General features: G+C 41.5%; 22 protein-coding genes. All 22 read left to right on the forward strand.

Translation table 11 applies throughout. The features are described from left to right. The first annotated feature begins 54 nt into the window (after window positions 1–54). The 22 genes from MHI48_RS08255 (at window position 55) to MHI48_RS08360 (ending at window position 16,358) form a co-directional block, all read left to right on the forward strand. Window positions 55–549: a cysteine hydrolase family protein gene (locus MHI48_RS08255; RefSeq protein ID WP_076327146.1), complete on the forward strand. Its 495-nt coding sequence runs from the start codon at window positions 55–57 to the stop codon at window positions 547–549. A gap of 442 nt (window positions 550–991) precedes the next feature. Then, window positions 992–1,513 (forward strand): GNAT family N-acetyltransferase, encoded by a 522-nt coding sequence (locus MHI48_RS08260; protein ID WP_245837970.1) that lies wholly within the window; start codon window positions 992–994, stop codon window positions 1,511–1,513. A gap of 24 nt (window positions 1,514–1,537) precedes the next feature. After that, on the forward strand, window positions 1,538–1,948 hold the full coding sequence (locus tag MHI48_RS08265; RefSeq protein ID WP_076327145.1) for a hypothetical protein: 411 nt from the start codon (window positions 1,538–1,540) through the stop codon (window positions 1,946–1,948). Window positions 1,949–2,255: 307 nt separating this feature from the next. After that, the gene (locus MHI48_RS08270) at window positions 2,256–4,961 is read left to right on the forward strand and encodes a YDG domain-containing protein (RefSeq protein WP_076327144.1); all 2,706 of its coding nucleotides are present in this window, start codon (window positions 2,256–2,258) and stop codon (window positions 4,959–4,961) included. Between the two features lie 729 nt (window positions 4,962–5,690). Then, window positions 5,691–6,347 (forward strand): hypothetical protein, encoded by a 657-nt coding sequence (locus MHI48_RS08275; RefSeq protein WP_076327142.1) that lies wholly within the window; start codon window positions 5,691–5,693, stop codon window positions 6,345–6,347. A 126-nt stretch (window positions 6,348–6,473) separates the two neighbouring features. Beyond that, entirely contained in the window at window positions 6,474–6,926 is a 453-nt protein-coding gene (locus tag MHI48_RS08280) for a hypothetical protein (protein ID WP_076327141.1), read from the forward strand. 31 nt (window positions 6,927–6,957) lie between these two features. After that, complete coding sequence (locus MHI48_RS08285; RefSeq protein WP_076327140.1) at window positions 6,958–7,461, forward strand: DUF4188 domain-containing protein; 504 nt, start codon at window positions 6,958–6,960, stop codon at window positions 7,459–7,461. 25 nt (window positions 7,462–7,486) lie between these two features. Next, the gene (locus tag MHI48_RS08290) at window positions 7,487–7,987 is read left to right on the forward strand and encodes a hypothetical protein (protein ID WP_076252611.1); all 501 of its coding nucleotides are present in this window, start codon (window positions 7,487–7,489) and stop codon (window positions 7,985–7,987) included. A 171-nt stretch (window positions 7,988–8,158) separates the two neighbouring features. Continuing rightward, entirely contained in the window at window positions 8,159–8,605 is a 447-nt protein-coding gene (locus MHI48_RS08295; protein ID WP_076327139.1) for a LytTR family DNA-binding domain-containing protein, read from the forward strand. Continuing rightward, on the forward strand, window positions 8,602–9,012 hold the full coding sequence (locus MHI48_RS08300; protein WP_036610403.1) for a hypothetical protein: 411 nt from the start codon (window positions 8,602–8,604) through the stop codon (window positions 9,010–9,012). The genes MHI48_RS08295 and MHI48_RS08300 overlap by 4 nt, the downstream gene beginning before the upstream one ends. Window positions 9,013–9,027: 15 nt before the next feature. Further along, window positions 9,028–9,426, forward strand: a complete 399-nt coding sequence (locus MHI48_RS08305) for a hypothetical protein (protein ID WP_076327138.1) — start codon at window positions 9,028–9,030, stop codon at window positions 9,424–9,426. Between the two features lie 33 nt (window positions 9,427–9,459). Next, window positions 9,460–9,852 (forward strand): hypothetical protein, encoded by a 393-nt coding sequence (locus MHI48_RS08310; RefSeq protein ID WP_076327137.1) that lies wholly within the window; start codon window positions 9,460–9,462, stop codon window positions 9,850–9,852. 5 nt (window positions 9,853–9,857) lie between these two features. Beyond that, on the forward strand, window positions 9,858–10,205 hold the full coding sequence (locus MHI48_RS08315) for a hypothetical protein (protein ID WP_076327136.1): 348 nt from the start codon (window positions 9,858–9,860) through the stop codon (window positions 10,203–10,205). A 276-nt stretch (window positions 10,206–10,481) separates the two neighbouring features. Next, on the forward strand, window positions 10,482–10,991 hold the full coding sequence (locus tag MHI48_RS08320; protein ID WP_076327135.1) for a hypothetical protein: 510 nt from the start codon (window positions 10,482–10,484) through the stop codon (window positions 10,989–10,991). Between the two features lie 63 nt (window positions 10,992–11,054). After that, the gene (locus tag MHI48_RS08325) at window positions 11,055–11,897 is read left to right on the forward strand and encodes an adenylyl-sulfate kinase (RefSeq protein ID WP_245837968.1); all 843 of its coding nucleotides are present in this window, start codon (window positions 11,055–11,057) and stop codon (window positions 11,895–11,897) included. Between the two features lie 220 nt (window positions 11,898–12,117). Further along, window positions 12,118–12,609 (forward strand): NUDIX hydrolase, encoded by a 492-nt coding sequence (locus tag MHI48_RS08330; RefSeq protein WP_076327132.1) that lies wholly within the window; start codon window positions 12,118–12,120, stop codon window positions 12,607–12,609. Window positions 12,610–12,623: 14 nt separating this feature from the next. Continuing rightward, the gene (locus MHI48_RS08335) at window positions 12,624–13,193 is read left to right on the forward strand and encodes a phosphoglycerate mutase family protein (protein WP_076327131.1); all 570 of its coding nucleotides are present in this window, start codon (window positions 12,624–12,626) and stop codon (window positions 13,191–13,193) included. 93 nt (window positions 13,194–13,286) lie between these two features. Beyond that, window positions 13,287–13,802: a nucleoside deaminase gene (locus MHI48_RS08340; protein WP_076327130.1), complete on the forward strand. Its 516-nt coding sequence runs from the start codon at window positions 13,287–13,289 to the stop codon at window positions 13,800–13,802. A 24-nt stretch (window positions 13,803–13,826) separates the two neighbouring features. Next, the gene (locus MHI48_RS08345; RefSeq protein WP_076327129.1) at window positions 13,827–14,237 is read left to right on the forward strand and encodes a DUF6979 family protein; all 411 of its coding nucleotides are present in this window, start codon (window positions 13,827–13,829) and stop codon (window positions 14,235–14,237) included. 6 nt (window positions 14,238–14,243) lie between these two features. Beyond that, the gene (locus MHI48_RS08350; protein ID WP_076327128.1) at window positions 14,244–14,786 is read left to right on the forward strand and encodes a GNAT family N-acetyltransferase; all 543 of its coding nucleotides are present in this window, start codon (window positions 14,244–14,246) and stop codon (window positions 14,784–14,786) included. A 20-nt stretch (window positions 14,787–14,806) separates the two neighbouring features. Then, the gene (locus MHI48_RS08355) at window positions 14,807–15,472 is read left to right on the forward strand and encodes a Type 1 glutamine amidotransferase-like domain-containing protein (RefSeq protein WP_076327127.1); all 666 of its coding nucleotides are present in this window, start codon (window positions 14,807–14,809) and stop codon (window positions 15,470–15,472) included. Beyond that, window positions 15,465–16,358: a PhzF family phenazine biosynthesis protein gene (locus MHI48_RS08360; protein ID WP_076327126.1), complete on the forward strand. Its 894-nt coding sequence runs from the start codon at window positions 15,465–15,467 to the stop codon at window positions 16,356–16,358. Before MHI48_RS08355 ends, MHI48_RS08360 begins: the two co-directional genes overlap by 8 nt. Window positions 16,359–16,367: the final 9 nt, after the last annotated feature.

Here is a 16,367-nt window from a genome sequence, read left to right on the forward strand (position 1 = left end):
ACAAGGGAAGTTACTCAACCATGGGCGTGAAATTTATTTATGAGGAGAGATTGGATGAAAGTAGGTTTGCTTATTGTTGATATGCAGGAGAGTATTGTGTCGAAAAAGATGGACCAGACTTCGATAGACCATGCCTGTGAGTACATTAACCATGTGGCTAATGTGCTGCGCTCGAATGATCATACGGTCGTTCACGTGCAGGATGTGGAGGGCATGGAGGAGGCAGTGTCAGATGAGTATCGCATCATACCCGAGGTGGATGTGAATGAGAAGGATCTCACCGTTACCAAGGAAGCCTCCAATGCCTTCTGGCAGACCGATTTGGAGCAGGTGTTGAAGAGTCATGGAGTTGAATTGGTGATCATCGCCGGTTTTGCCGCAGAGGAATGTGTTCTATTCACCTACAACGGAGCGATGGAGCGAGGTTTCCGGCCGGTGATGTTGCAAAATGGAATTCTTAGCACACATCCCGAAGCAGTGACTTCAACGTACAGAGATCGCAATGTGATCTCATATCCTGTGGTTGATTATCTATATAAGTTCAACTAAAGAGGTTTACACTGAGCACTCCAATGACAGAACAACCTTCCGATCGCTGTTATCCCCAGATTTTTTTGATTCCCTTTTTAAAGGGGAAATCCGGTGATAAAGGCGAACGCTCCGCTTCTTCAGGTTATTTCTGTCTTCTCCGTTTTTGTGTAAAAAGTTTAGTTGAACCTATATAATTCGATAATTATTAGCTAAGTGCTAATGGATATTTGGTGAAAAATAAAGACAAGACCAATAATCGGACTCTTTAGGGAGTCTTTTTTTGTCCAAATGTTCATGTCCACTGTGAAAGTAAGGTTACTCCATGGTTTAAACCAAACTTTGCCTATATCTGCTGTGGTTGAAAGAATATATTGAGAACAGGGCACAGCAAACTCGTTGTGGACATCGGTAATGTCATGTATGGACCACTAACCAACTCATTAACTAAGGGAGATATGCAATGAAGATGAATGTACAAATTACGAGTATTTTGGCAGAACAAAAGGAATTGTTCCTCAACCTGTACAACTTGTACTTATATGATCTGTCCGAATTTTCTGGCGAGGATCTACTTGAAGAGGGGAAATATGATCCAACGAACACCTATCTATATCTGGAACGCGATGAATTACATCCGTTTTTGATTCAGTATGAAGGAAAGGTTATTGGATTCGTACTGGTCTGCTCACCTCCATATGTGCCGGAAGGTGTGGATTATACCGTGCAAGAGCTGTTCCTGGTCAAAAAGTATCGCGGACAGGGGCTGGCAACACAAACGGTTGACTTGGTTTTTGCTCAATTTGAGGGTACATTCAAAGTAGAACAGTTCGCTAACAATGCGACAGCAGTTTCATTCTGGAAAAAATATTATGAGCAACATCAGATTGAATACACTGAGTCTGAATATAACATTGAGATTGACAACATCGCTGGTAGCCACCCGATTTTGTCCCAGACTTTTGTACGTGGAAGAGAGAAATAATATTTAAATTAGAAGGTGATTAGTATGTTCATTATCGTAGCAACCAAGGGGAGTTTGAAGTGGGTTTCGGGTGTATTCCAGGCAGAAGATGTAGCTAGACAGTACATGGATCTAATACCTGATGAGCTTAAGGCATACCAGAAATTCATTCAGATAGAGAATATCACATATCCATTTTATATTATAGAGCGTCAGGATTCTCCATTTAGGTTTCTTGGTAAAGATGAAGTGATTTCACTTTTTGATAAAACAGATGTGTCAGAGGATGAAGATGAGGTGCACTTCAATATCTACACGATTGATTCAGATTATAGATCGAACAAACCCGGAACAGATTATATGGGAGCACTGAGGCATGATCATGTGACCAATGAATCTATAGAGATGTACCGAGAAGAAGGAACAGCATTTCTGAGTAGACGAAGGATTTTATGAATGTGAGCATTGAGGAAACTAGCGATTCAGCACTTTAGTTTACGACCTAATTTAATAAACGAGGATACCTATGGATACGACAATGAGGTGTCCTTTTTTTTGTTATATTTCAGTTCTGATTGTGTTAGGGAGGAGTGGGAAAAATGTATACTGTATGCACCGAAAGTTGGGCTCTAAACTCTTTAACAGACTGGGTTTTACAGCCATATTTCATGGGCAGTATTTTATGTATACTATTGCTGATCTTTGTGATAAGTTGAGACGAATAAGATCCAGTAATCATACTATGAGTGAGAGGACTAATATCATGAATTGTGCTAAAAAGCTTGTGACCACTCTATTGATTACAGTTATGTTGTTTTCATCGTTTAATTTAGTATTGGGTGCCGCCGAATCTTCGGCATCAGACATCGAGGGAAACTGGGCAGAAAGCCAAATTACGAAATGGATCGACAAAGGTTTTATTCATGGTTATGAAGATGGCAGCTTTAAACCGAACAATACCATAACAAGAGCAGAGTTTTTCTCATTGGTTAATCGTTCATATGGATTTACTGAAACAGCATCTGTATCCTTCAAGGATGTTACTTCATCTAACTGGGCATATGCTGAGGTTTCCAAAGCTGTAAAAGCTGGATACATAAAGGGTTATAGGGACGGTACAATCGGTGCCAATAAACCCATTACTAGACAAGAAGTTGCAGTTATTATCAATGATCTTCTGGATCTATCGAATGAAGCTAGTACTGGAAATCACTTTACGGATTCCAATATGATAGCCTTATGGGCTAAAAATTCGGTAGATGCTATAGTGGCTAAAGGGATTTTACAGGGCTACGATAATAACTTCAATCCGAATAAACCGATCACTCGTGCTGAAGCAGTCGTTGCGCTGGATCGTTCAGTGAATGCAAGAGCAACGGATTACAGCTTAGCTGGAACATATGGCCCTGAGGCGGGGACGCAGACCATTGATGGGGATGTGCTCATTAGCACGGCTGGGGTTACATTGAAGAATATGATCATTAACGGGAATCTATTATTTAGTGAAGGTATCGAAGAAGGAGATGTACACCTTACGAATGTTACGATCAAAGGTGTGACTCGGGTAGAAGGTGGGGGCGTTAGTACCATCTATTTAAAAAATACCGTAACATCTACCCTTATCGTTGATAAGAAAAAAGGACCTGTTCTCATTATTACAGAAGGTTCAACGACAGTAGGAGAAGTAACCATTCAATCCCCTGCTACGCTACAAGAATCGGATACTACGGGTAATGGTTTCGGCAAGATTACGTTATCTGAGCGATTACCTGTGGGTTCGAAAGTGGGTTTAAAAGGAACATTTGATTCATTAACGGTTAAAGGCAGTGGAATTCAGGTGCATATTCCTGAAGGCCGTATTAAGGACGTTATCGTAGCAGTTACAGCAACGGGGACGACACTTAACTTAGGCACGGATGCAACGATTGTAAACCTTTTCTTAGATGCGGTAGCTAAGATTCTAGGCACGGGTACTATTGAAAAAGTGACACTAAGTTCCGTTGCTAAAAGTGGTACGACTTTTGAAACTACAATTCGACTGTTGGATAAAGTCATAACTACAATTCCTCCAACTGTACCTGTGACTTCACCATCCACTGGTGGAACGGATACAACCGCTCCTACACTGTCCAATGTAACGAGTGGTCATATTGCAGGTGGAGATCCTGTGGTAGGTAGAAGCAATGAAAGTGGATATGTGTATCTGGTTCCTTCCGCAACACCAAAAACAATCACGAGTCTAAACCAATCTGTTGCAGGGTTGTTTGGCAAGAAACAGTCGGTGACAGCAAACGTAGATGCCACAATTAATACAGTGGGATTAGCGTCAGGTACGTATGTCGTATATGCCGTTGATCTCGCGAACAATATATCGATGGCTTCGGCAGAGATCGTTATTGGCACAAATCAGTTAACCGTTTCGAATCCAGTACTCTCAACCGAGAAAATGTACGATGGAACGTCCTCGGCAACCGTAATAGCGGATTCACTAACCGGAGTTGCTGCTGGAGACCATGTAACTGTAAGTGCAGCTGCCACCTACAGTGATGCAACAATAGGTACAGGTAAAACAATCACTGTAGTTTATACGTTGGGCGGAACAGATGCAGCAAAGTATATTGCGCCTTCAAACTATACAATCCAGACAGGGGCCATTACAGCCGCACAGTTGACGATCAGCGAGCCGATGTTGAATGTTATTGAAAAGGTAGATGGAGATTCATCCGTAGTCGTATCTGCAGGTTCCTTAGTTGGGGTTGTTCCAGGTGAGGATGTGACCGTGAGTGCAGAGGCGGTATATGATACATTATCTACTCAGGAAGTTAGGCCATTAACTGTGGTATACAAAATAGCTGGTGCGGATAGTGGCAAATATATTCTTCCTGTAAGTAATACGAACTACACTGTTTATGTGCAATCTAGTGCAGATACAGGCGTTATCATAGATTTGATAACAACTTCCAAAGTGTATGATGGAACAACAGGAACAACTGCAATAGCAGGTTCTAGAGTTGGATCTTGTGGAGTAGATGAAAAAGGCATTTGTCCTGGGGATGACGCAAGGGTAAGTGCTTCAGGAGTCTATGATAATGAAAATGTAGGAACAAATAAAAAGATAACCGTATCGTATATTTTATCTGGTAATGATGCAACAAACTATACTGCACCAGATGAAATTGCAGTGAATGGTGTAATAACTAGAAAGCAATTGATGATCACGTCTCCGACATTAATACTCTCCAAAGTGTATGACGGAACTCTTATTGCAAATGTAACACCAGGTGCATTATCTAACATTATCCCTGGGGATGACGTACAGGTAATCGCCGTAGCCACTTACAACAATGCAGCTGTAGGAACCAATAAAGTAATAACGATTAATTACACTCTTACAGGAAATGATGCAGGAAATTATGTTGCCCCAGCAACGCAGATAGTTGGTACAGGGGAGATTACTGCTACACCATGATGTTTATGTTTGAAGACCATTTTCATTAGTGACTTTTCTGATGAAAGTGTAGAAGCAAATAGAGTCTCCACTGTCGAATAAGACTGTGGAGGCTTTTTGATTTTTAGATTCAAAACAACTTCGCATTTGCCAATACATGGGTTATGATGAATTAAGAGGATTGAATGAAAGTGAGCGTGTAAAGGGGACAAATGTAGGCATGCCAAAGCATCATTTTGTTATTGAAAACAAATCGCAAGTAGACGGGAATATTCATACCTCCTACTCATGGGATTCACAAGGGAGAATACATGGAAGTGGATTAACCACAAAGAATCATGCGACCTTGGAAGACGAATTCATTGCGTACATCTATGATTCCCTTTGCTGGTTGGATACATGGAATCCATCTACGTGTATGAGATGTAGTGGACTGAACAACTATGGAATAACCGTGATTAAAGAGCAGGATGTTTTGTTGAAGTTTCATTAACTGATTCAGGCCTGGATTGATCTATTCAGCCATGCGGCGGATCCGATTGTTCTGACAGGGAGTTACTGTGTTGATGGAGAAGAACGGAAGGGCTACTACGAGAAACTCGTGTACAACAAAGTTGAATTAATCAACGAATTACATAAGCTTGCGAACATGGCAAAGTATGCTGAGATAAATGGGAATTGCATTGTGCATTTTGGGATATGAAATTTAACTCTTTTAAGACCAATTGACTAAAGAAGGGAGTTTTTGTATTGCCTTGGCCGATTGTACATTTTGCAATTGCATCCGAGTTGATATCCGAGCCATTCCCTGAATTGTTATTGGGGAGCCTTGCTCCTGATTCGATCCATGTAAGAACTAATCTTCGTACAGAAAAGGCAAAAACCCACCTCATGCCAGAGGCAGGAAGATTCGCAACAGACGAAGAACTTAAAGGATTTTTTGAATCCAACAAGAAGTTAGCTTATAGTGATCCCAAATTCCTGCAATATCTGTGCGGTTACATCGCCCATATCTATACGGATCGCGCGTGGACATTCGATATCTATCCTGCATATGAAGTCCATCCCAACGGAAGAAGTGTGTATACACAGGATGTCACAAAGCTGGAGTTTATGATTTTACGGAATTGGAACAGGGCCAACGATTGGTTAAATGAGCTGAATGTGGGAAGAGCATTTGATCTAGGCGGATTGCTGGAATCTGAGGTGTACCAGTATAGAGAAGAGAAACTTGAGTTTTTAGTTAACCCTGACAACGAACCTTTGGGTGATTTAAATATGTTATCCATGGAAGCTATGGAAGAGTTCATACATAAAACGGCGTTAGCGCTAAAAGAATTGTATACAAGTTGGAATGTGTATGAAGATTTACGCAGCAATGAAGGCACTGCACAAATGCGTTTGTGAGTTGCATCCCAAGATTAATGAGATTATTTTAGCTGTAAATGAAGGGAATATTGCGGCACAGCGGTTATATCTGAAAATGGGTTTCCAGTTATTCTGCTTCACAGAATTGCATAAAGGAGGATGACTATGGACATCGTTATGACGCTTGAACCGCACGGATGGCTGGATATCCTGGTTCAACCTGATCAGGGAGAACAGATTGAGATTCCGGTTTCTTTTTTGTCGGATGCGGTGGATGAGATAACACGTCAATTCGTTGCATTGCACAAAGGAGCCACGGAGGTAACCATGACCATGCAGACCGAACCTGGAGAATATCGCTTCTGGATCAAGAAACGTTCGCAGGTAATCGTTCAATTCATGATGTATGAGATGAGTGATAACTTTAGCACGGAAGCCGTTACAGAGGGGCGATTGCTTATGTCTGAGGAGTTATCCTTGGTCAAGTTGACTAAGCTATTTTACAGAGAATTAAGCAAATTGAAGGAAATGGGACTGGAGGAATATCACAAACGGTGGAGTTTTGAGTTTCCCTTGAATGCCTATGAGCGGATAGGCAGGGTCGTCCAGATCCGATGAAATCGAATGTTTTGAGAGAAGGAGAGATTACGTGGCGAACATACATAAGGGAAGATACTCCGCTGAGATTGAGGGAGAATTTGTTGTTTTTATCATCGGAATGAGGATTAATCGTCTGTGGGCTATACACAAATGGTTGCCTGTCTTTAAGTCCATGGGCCCGATGATTAAAGAGCTGTATATGAATCCGGAGACCGGATTTCTGAGTACAGAGTATTTTATAAGCAGGCGTGGGGTGACGCTACTACAATACTGGCGCTCTTACGATGAATTGGAGAAATACGCACGAGGCGGATTACACTTGGAAGCTTGGAAAAAATTCAACCGATCTATTGGTACTGACGGAACAGTAGGGATATATCATGAAACATACAAGGCTCAGTCGGGTTCCTTCGAGACCATATACGCCAACATGCCCAAATTCGGATTAGCTAAAGCTTCTGACCATGTGCCTTCGACAGGGAAAATGGAGACATCCAGACGCAGAATGGGCGGAGAGAATGACCCGGCCGTGGAAGTACCAGAGAATCCTTAAATAGGTAAAAAGAAAGGGGCATGTTATGAAGGCTAAACTTCGACCAGAAGATATATATTCAAAGCAACTGAGCTGGCTGTGTATTGAACCAATGCTTGTTTCGGTACGGGGCAGAGATATGGCAGCCAAAACAGAGATATACCGAATGTTACACGAAGGGCAACAAGCTTTATTTCTGTTCTATTCCTATCACAATCACACGAAAAGTCTGGCAGAATTTTATTGGTTTTCGGCATATAACATCATTGAGATCAAAAGCTGGAATGGAATAAAAAATGGGATGCACTTTTTTCATTTAGATGAGATGGTTAATGTACTTGAACAGATTGAAAGTCTCATTACGGACAAAAATAAAGTGGGTGAAGAGTGGCTTGAGGTGCTGGCAACAGATCTGGATAAGGACCCAATCTTGCTTCAGAGAACAGAGGTGTTATATGACACCTATCAGACCGTGGCGCAAGCAGCTATTACACATATGAATGAGATGATCCTGCAAAATCGGGATATGTATCTGGAGATTGAGTAAGGTTAACGTAGCACCTCCTTATAATAAAAGAACTGCTCCCATGGAGTGGTTCTTTTTAGTATTTATGCAGTACCGATGCAACAAACTTGCAAAATCATGCAACAAAACGCAATACAGTGGGATTGCCGTAACTATGCTTGTAATATGAGTTGTGAGAGGAGGGGCAAACACATGAAAGTCATTTTTGAAGAGGACACGACAGTTGAAAAAAGGTTAGCCAAGGTCATAACCCATCCTGCGGAGAAGTCGAAGTGGGACCGTATTCAGAAGGCAATCTGTGAATCGGAAACTCAATTAACGGTCATCCATGCCAAGAATAATCGCAATATACAGATCCAGTTGAGCTCGGTGGTTGCCTTTGAATCAGAGGATCGGATGTGCTGTGTCCGGGTGATCTCAGGTGAGAGGTACTTGCTTCAAAAACGTCTGAAATTTGTAGAAGAGGATCTGGATGACCTTCATTTTGTAAAAATAAATAACCAAACGATCATCAATACGAGGTACATCACCGCATTCTCTGCAACAGACCAAGCTCGAATTAAGGTAGACCTGAGCGATAGCTCCAGTTACTTCGTCAGCCGATTTTATATTAAAAACTTTAGGGGGAAATTATCATGATTACTCAACTTAGAAATTCTTTTTTTCAAGTATTCACTATAATGACGCTATGGATCACACTCTTGGCTACAATATTCTTTGGTGATCTGCCCATTCAGATGTCCTATTTATGGAACATAGCGGGTATTGCTTTTATTGCAGCTTTGTTGTTTGGAATGATGTATAACATACTGTGGAACTATTTTACGTTAAAACCGGTATGGAATATCGTCATTTCTTCCACATTCAATATTGCAGGAGGTATGGCGATGGTATGGTTATTCTCGGTAGACATGTTCCAATTCATCGCTCCCTGGTTCCCCGGCATGTGGTTATTATCTATCGTGCTACACGTCATCGCTTTTTATTTTTATGCTAGAATGGATAGCAGGAAAAAAGCGGAAGAGTTAAATAACATTCTCAAGTAGGTAGGGAGTACACGTATGAACGAGGAAGAACTGTTGCAGTTGTACGGATTGGAACCTGATGAGGTACACCGGGAGGCCATCCGACAGCTGCTTCAGCAAGAGATTGAGAACCGGAAGTCAGAGGATAACGAGGTTCTGAGACTGTTGTGCATCATGTTATTCTGTATTGGAAATGTGGAGGACACCACGCTGATCTGGCAAGCCAAACGAAAGAATCAGGATACGGGCAGTTATATTGATGTGCAGTTATTATGTGGTGCGGGACATGAGCAGACTTTATTTTATCTGGAAAATATGGACGGGGAACAGGCGCACAAGGAGTTGCTTTACCTTAAACAGTGCGAGCCGTATGACTTTGTTGATTTCTCCAACGCGGAATGGGTCTCACACTATAAACAATATTATGGTGTTTGATTCGGATTTATAAGGTATGGAAGGAGGGGGACTATGCCAAGTTTGCATGACAACATCATATTAAGTTACGAAGTTGATTTAGAGAACAAAAGAATTAGGATGCGTACTCGTTCAAGTCATGATGTGCCGAAAAATATGGATGTTTTATTCTCTGGTGTAATGGCCCATGCGTTTGATACACCGCTGCATGGCAGCGTTATTTTGGATCTGGATGAGTGGGAAATAGAGCATTTTATCCCTTATAATCGAGAGTTGTTAGAGTCAGGGAAGGGTCAAGCTTGGCCTGTCAGTTATGATTCCTATGACGAATTGCAAATCCGGCTGATCGAGGAGAAATACAAGTATATGGTGATCTCATCCTCGTATGGATTGAGTGGTTGGGTTTTGGCAAAGAACGTAGAGATTTCTGTTCAAGAAACGGGGTGAACGGGATGGAGCGTGAATACACACAGCATGGTGGCAAGAAGGGCGCAGGACTAAGAAAGGGCATTGTTGTTCTTGTTGTTCTGCTCGTTATTCTAGTAATGACCAATCCAAACGAAGAAGATTTTGTTGCGTGGCTCGCAAGTGAACATGACATCCATGCTTCGTATGATGTGAATGATGGCAGGACGTTTACGCAGACGATCGACGGTGAGGAAAAGAAGCTTCACTATAAAGGCGGACATATAGGGCATATAGGGATTTTTTCAACATATAGTTACCTTTTCTTGGATAATGAAAAAAAAGAGATCCAGATTGAAGCGGTCGGCATAATGAATATGCTATTTAGTAGGTAGCTAGATTGATTGTGGACAGTTACAAAAGTTGAATGAAAGTTCTGCTGATAACCACGCGCTTTGCATGATATAACTCGTGCAGAGAAGCGTGGTTTTTTGCGCGAAATGCTATAGAAACAGAGATGGTTAACTTCGTTTATTCGCAAATTCCACATTATGGGTTATGATGTACCTTGAGAGAGAATTTTACATACATAGGAAGTCTCTATTTTAAATTAAAGGCATTTAAGGTCTTTACGAGGGGAGTATTATCCATGATTGAATGGAGGGCTGACTATGAAAAAGTTAAACGTAGTTTCATTATTATTACTACTTCTGGTGGCCTGTCAGAACCAGGAAAACACTGAAGATGCACAACAATCAATAGATTCCTTGGCTCAAAGTGTCACAGCAAAAGAGACACAACAGGATGAAGAAATATCGACATCCCATGAGAAGGAAGACATCCCACCAGAGTATCTCGATGAAACAAACTATACCGGTGACAAATTGGAAATCGTCAAACTTATGAATGCCCGTATACGTTATTTATACGAAAAGGATGAAATAGCATATATGAGTTTGATTGATCCTGAATCTCCTATATCAGGTATGGGAAGATACAAAGTTCTCAAGGTTACTTCCATGAGCGATATCACTATACAGGAGCAAAGGAAACTCTATCAGGCAGTGGTGATAGTTAATGAGTTAAATGAGAACCACGAAGAGTATAGCAATACGATGGTGTTTTGGAAAAAGAAAGAAGATGGCGATAACGCGCAATGGATTTTTGCAGACATTGATTAAGCACAGTAGAACACTGTCTTGATCATGGAGCTGAAAATTTTATACAACCTAAAGGATGATGTAATGATGGATAGGCGATTAATACTCATTGAAGGGTTACCGGGTTCAGGCAAGTCGACGGTTGCCAATATGGTATCCGAAATTTTGATAGAACAAGGCAAGACGGTACAACTATTTCAAGAAGGGGACTTGGATCACCCTGCTGATTACGAAGGCGTATCTTTTTATTATGCTGGAGACTTCGAGGCTTTATTGAAAACACATGAAGAATACAGAGAGATTTTGGAAAGCAATGCGATTGTCCATGATCAAGGTTTCCTGATTCCTTATCGTAAGATGAAAGAACAGTGGGGAATAGATTTGCCCGATCACATTGTACAGGATATTTTCAGCCGAGATATTTACGAAATTCCTTTTGAGCAAAATGTTAAGCTGATCACCGAGAAGTGGCAAGATTTCGCCCAAAACGTGTTAAGCACGAATGATGACTGCATCACGATATTTGAGTGTTGTTTTATCCAGAATCCACTAACTATGGGTCTTGTAAAATGCAATCAATCCAAAGAGCAGAACGTGCAGTATGTATTGGAACTGGGGCGTATCATTCATGATCTGAATCCGCTTCTCATCTATATCGACCAGAAAGATATATCCTATACATTTGATAAGGCAGTTAGTGAAAGACCAAAAGAATGGTCAGAAGGTTTTATTGACTACTATACGAATCAGGGTCTTGGGCAAGCACAGGGTTATAAGGGTATTGAAGGTACGGTACAGGTTTTGCAGGAAAGAAAGAATTTAGAGTCCAAAATCTATAGGTTACTTCAAATGGATAAGGTATGGCTGGATAATTCGGATTATGACCGCGAGGCTTGTAGGCACAAACTAGAAAAGATTCTGCAGTAACCTTAATGAAATACGAATACATACCGGAGGTCAGTTTTATGACATTTTATGAAGTAGCTCTAATTGCAACAACCGCAATCTTAATTATTATAGGTGTTCGAAGCAAACGGAAAGTAATTCTTAGATGGGGCATAGCCAGTTTAATTTTATTGCTCGTACTCATCATTCCCTCATTCATCATGGGATTCATGGACGGATTTGCTGATGGATGGTCAGCGAGATGACCACTGCAGATAACAATAATGTATCGTATGAACAAAATAACAACAAATTCAACTTCCGTGTGGCAGGTATTGTGATGGATGCGGGAAGAGTTCTTTTGCATACGACTGAACAGGATGATTTCTGGAATCTGCCCGGAGGTCGGGTGAAATTAAACGAGACAACAGAAGCGGCTATTGTACGAGAAATGATGGAGGAACTGGGTGTTCATGTAGAAGCGGAAAGGCTCGCATATGTTAGTGAAGATTTCTTTGAATATGATGGCCTGAAGTATCATGAAGTTGGCTTTTATTATCTCATCAAATTGCCGGAAGCCCATAAGCTATATAGTGAAACTGAATTCAAAGGTTTAGAAGATAACGGTAAGTTAACTTTCCAATGGTTTTCCTTGGACGAACTGGAGCGGATGGAAGTATATCCTGTGTTTTTGAAAAAGGAACTGACTAACCTTCTTGATGCAAAAGGCATCAAACACTTCATTCAGAAATAGAGGAATAGGTGCCTATGGACATTACATTTATTCGTCATGGTCATGGCGAACACTTGATGGATTACCCAAATCAATTAAATTGTCAGCATCCGGGCCTCACTGAATTGGGGAAAAGTCAGGTTATAGCGTTACGTAAACAAGTGGTTTTTGCGCCTGAAGACGTCATTTTGATTAGTCCAACGAAACGTACTATTGAAACAGCACAACTCCTAACCCCTAACAAAAATCTTGTGTTCTTCAGCCCGCTGGTTGGCCCAAGAATGTTTCCTCAGAATCCAGAGTTTGTTCCTTTCGTCTGTGATCAGATCTATTCCAAGGAAGAGCTCAGTCATCAGTATACTGACATAAGAATCGTTGAATTGGGGTTCGATTATTGGGAAGAAAGTATTAATCAGATGGATGCACGTCGATTCAAGAAATTAGCTGAACAGCTTCTTGAATGGTGCAGGCAACAGAGCGGCAATACGTTTATCATTTCCCATGATGGTACGATATCGAACTACAGGATGGTACTCGGAGAAAAAGGGTTAACCAAAAGTGATTTTCTTGGTGAAGCAGGGCAGTACACGATCAGGAACTTTTAACGATCTAAGGAGATTCCGTCAATCTCTTTTACTACACATTAGACAAGGAATCTGCTTTATAAGCGACTATAACTGCACTTAGGGGGATTTTCAATGAAGTTATCGGATTATGAGTATCTGACTTTGGCTCTGGAAGAAGCAGAACAATCATTTACTGAAGGAACGTATCCGATTGGTGCGATAATCGTGGATGTGGATGGGATTGTCGTGAGTAAAGGCCGGAACCGAGTCTTCTCAGATTGCGACCCCACCGCACATGCTGAGGTGGATGCCATTCGTCGGGCAGGAAAACATTTGCTGGATGTAGAGAAGAAGAAATTCTCGAAGAAGAAAGAATTGACGCTTTATACTACCTGTGAGCCTTGTCCCATGTGTTCGTGCACCATATTAATGTCGGGGATTAAGAAGATTGTATGGGCAGCAAATGATGAAGAATATGGAGGGCTTCGACGTTTCAAGGAAGGGCCTCATTTTATCCATATGTTCGACACGTTATCCTGTGTTGCAGCACCCTATCTTGATCTGGAAAACAGACAGAGGGCTTTGCTTGCCAAATGGAATATTGGTAGAGGATTGCTTAATACAGAATGGGAGATTCCTAAGCAATGATCTTTTTATAAAGGGGATGTTCGTATGTCTCAAAACAAATATGTTCAAGCCGCTATTAATGCAGTTCATTACGTAGAGACCAAGAAATTTGGTAACCCAGTTGAGGCTTGGAGTTTTGCAACTGGAGAGTTATTCGGTGAGGGAAGTTGGGGACAACGGAAAGGCTGTCCCAGAACTGCTTTTCTAGGTCTGTGTGAGGATGGTTATGTCAGAGGTATTCCCCAAGGGAGATATAATCATAGAGAGAACTCGTTAAATAAAAGATATGCCATTAACACGGTTAAATTATTTTATAAGAACTCTAGTATGGTTCATGAAGATAGTAAGAGATTGTGGTCAGCAGTCACTGAGGGCAAAGTGATTAAGTCAAACTATCAGGTCGATATTGTTAAAGGACTATGGGGAAAAGGAATGATCCTTACAGAAAGGGGATGAATTCACATGGAATTTGTGGGAGAGAAGGTCAGAATAACAACAGTCACAGAACAGGACCTCGACTTCATATGTCAACTTGAATGTGACACAAACATCTGGAGCTTTGAGGAAACTGTTGAGACGGATGAGGAAAAGGTCCGTGAGAAATATCGCAGTCATTTTGTTGTCGCAGATGATAAACCATATGCCTATGATTTCGTTATACGCCGCATAAATGATCCGGCTGATACCCCCATTGGTATAGTTCAGATGTGGAGTTATGTGGATTACCGAAAAAGCTGGGAACTTGGATTCGCCGTACTTTCGGGTTATGTAGGTAGAGGATACGGGAGTGAAGCTACCCGACTTTTGTTACAATTTGCATTTCAAGAGTTACAAGCTCATAAGGTCGTCGGCATGTGCAATTCACAAAACGTTCGCTCAGCTGCACTGATGCAACATGTGGGCATGACACGGGAGGCCGTTTTCCAGGAAGAACTATGGTGGAACAATCAGTGGACAGACCAGTACTTTTTCTCGATTTTGGATAGAGAATTTAAGTCAGTCTAATAGGTACGGGAGGAAATAAGATGACTACGTTGGTTTTGCTAAGTGATTTGGTATTCAAATCTAACGATAAATTGGATCAGAGAATACGAAGCTTATTCAACAGTGAACAGCCTTCCATCGGATATATCCCTTCGTGCTCTGACCCGGAGCGGAAATATTATGAACATACTAAACGTTATTATAATCAAATAGGAATAGATAACCTGCAATATTATGATCTTGATCTGGAGTATGAGGAGAGCACATTTGGCTCTATTTTCGAATGTGATGCGATTCATCTATCCGGCGGAAATACGTTTTATTTTCTAAGTTTATTACAGAAGAGAAATGTGCTTGGTTTGTTGCGTTCCTATGTGAAGAGTGGCGGCATTCTGATCGGGGTCAGCGCAGGAAGTATTCTGACTACACCTACCATAGATATAGCGGGATATGGGGAAGATGCTGATGAAAACAATTTAGATCTGAAAGATATGCAAGCACTGGGACTCGTTGATTTTGAGTTTGCACCGCATTGGGACGGTTCGGAAGATACCCTGAATTCATTAAGAGAGTATACGCGCGTTAACCGTACGGCGGTTTATGCGTGCCAAGATGGTGGCGGGCTTGTAATGGATGGTAAAAGCATAGAGTTGTATGGACATGTGCGTCTCTTAGATTACAGAGAGAGTGGGTCTGGTCATGAGTAATATTACGGTCTATCATTATGATGCTTTCTCTACCGTTCCCGGTCAAGGTAACCCGGCAGGAGTGGTTTTTGATGCTGATCATTTCAGTGAGACGGAGATGCAGCAGATCGCTTATAAGGTTGGTTTTAATGAGACGGTATTTGTGTTGAACTCTGAAGTAGCTGACGTCAGACTACGTTATTTTACACCGGGGCATGAGATTAATCTGTGTGGTCATGCCACAATGGCATCACTGTATGGTTTGAAGACGCGTGGGATGTTAAGTGACAAAGAGTTGATCACAATTGAAACCAATGTAGGTACATTACCCATACGATTTGAGCGCAATGCCGACACCATTTACATGGAAATGAAACAGGATCAGCCGCAGTTTATACCATTCCAGGGGGATATCGAGAAGCTGGTAAGCGCCATCAATCTCACTCTGGATGATGTTGACCTTTCTACGCCAATCGTTTATGGAAGTACAGGAGCCTGGACGTTATTAATCCCGATTCGTGAACTGAACTCCTTTATGAAAATGAAACCGGATTCTTCCCTGTTCCCAGGAATTTTAATTGAGAATCCCAAAGCTTCCCTGCATCCCTTTTGTTTCGAAACCCGTGATTTCGATGCGATGATGCATGCCAGACATTTTTCATCACCATACTCTGGTACGACGGAAGATCCAGTGACTGGAACAGCCTCCGGGGTGATGGGTGCTTATTATTTAACCTATGTGAAACCGGAGATTGATGAGGTACAGTTTGTGGTAGAGCAAGGGCATGAGATTGGTAGAGATGGAAAGGTTCAAGTGAGTGTGATTCGGGATGGTGAGGATATGGATGTCAGAATGAAGGGGACAGCTGTTTTTGTGCGTGAACTGAACGTTGAATTGGACACCTGATCTTCTACA

The organism is Paenibacillus sp. FSL H7-0942 (assembly GCF_045040715.1).
Lineage (GTDB): Bacteria > Bacillota > Bacilli > Paenibacillales > Paenibacillaceae > Paenibacillus > Paenibacillus amylolyticus.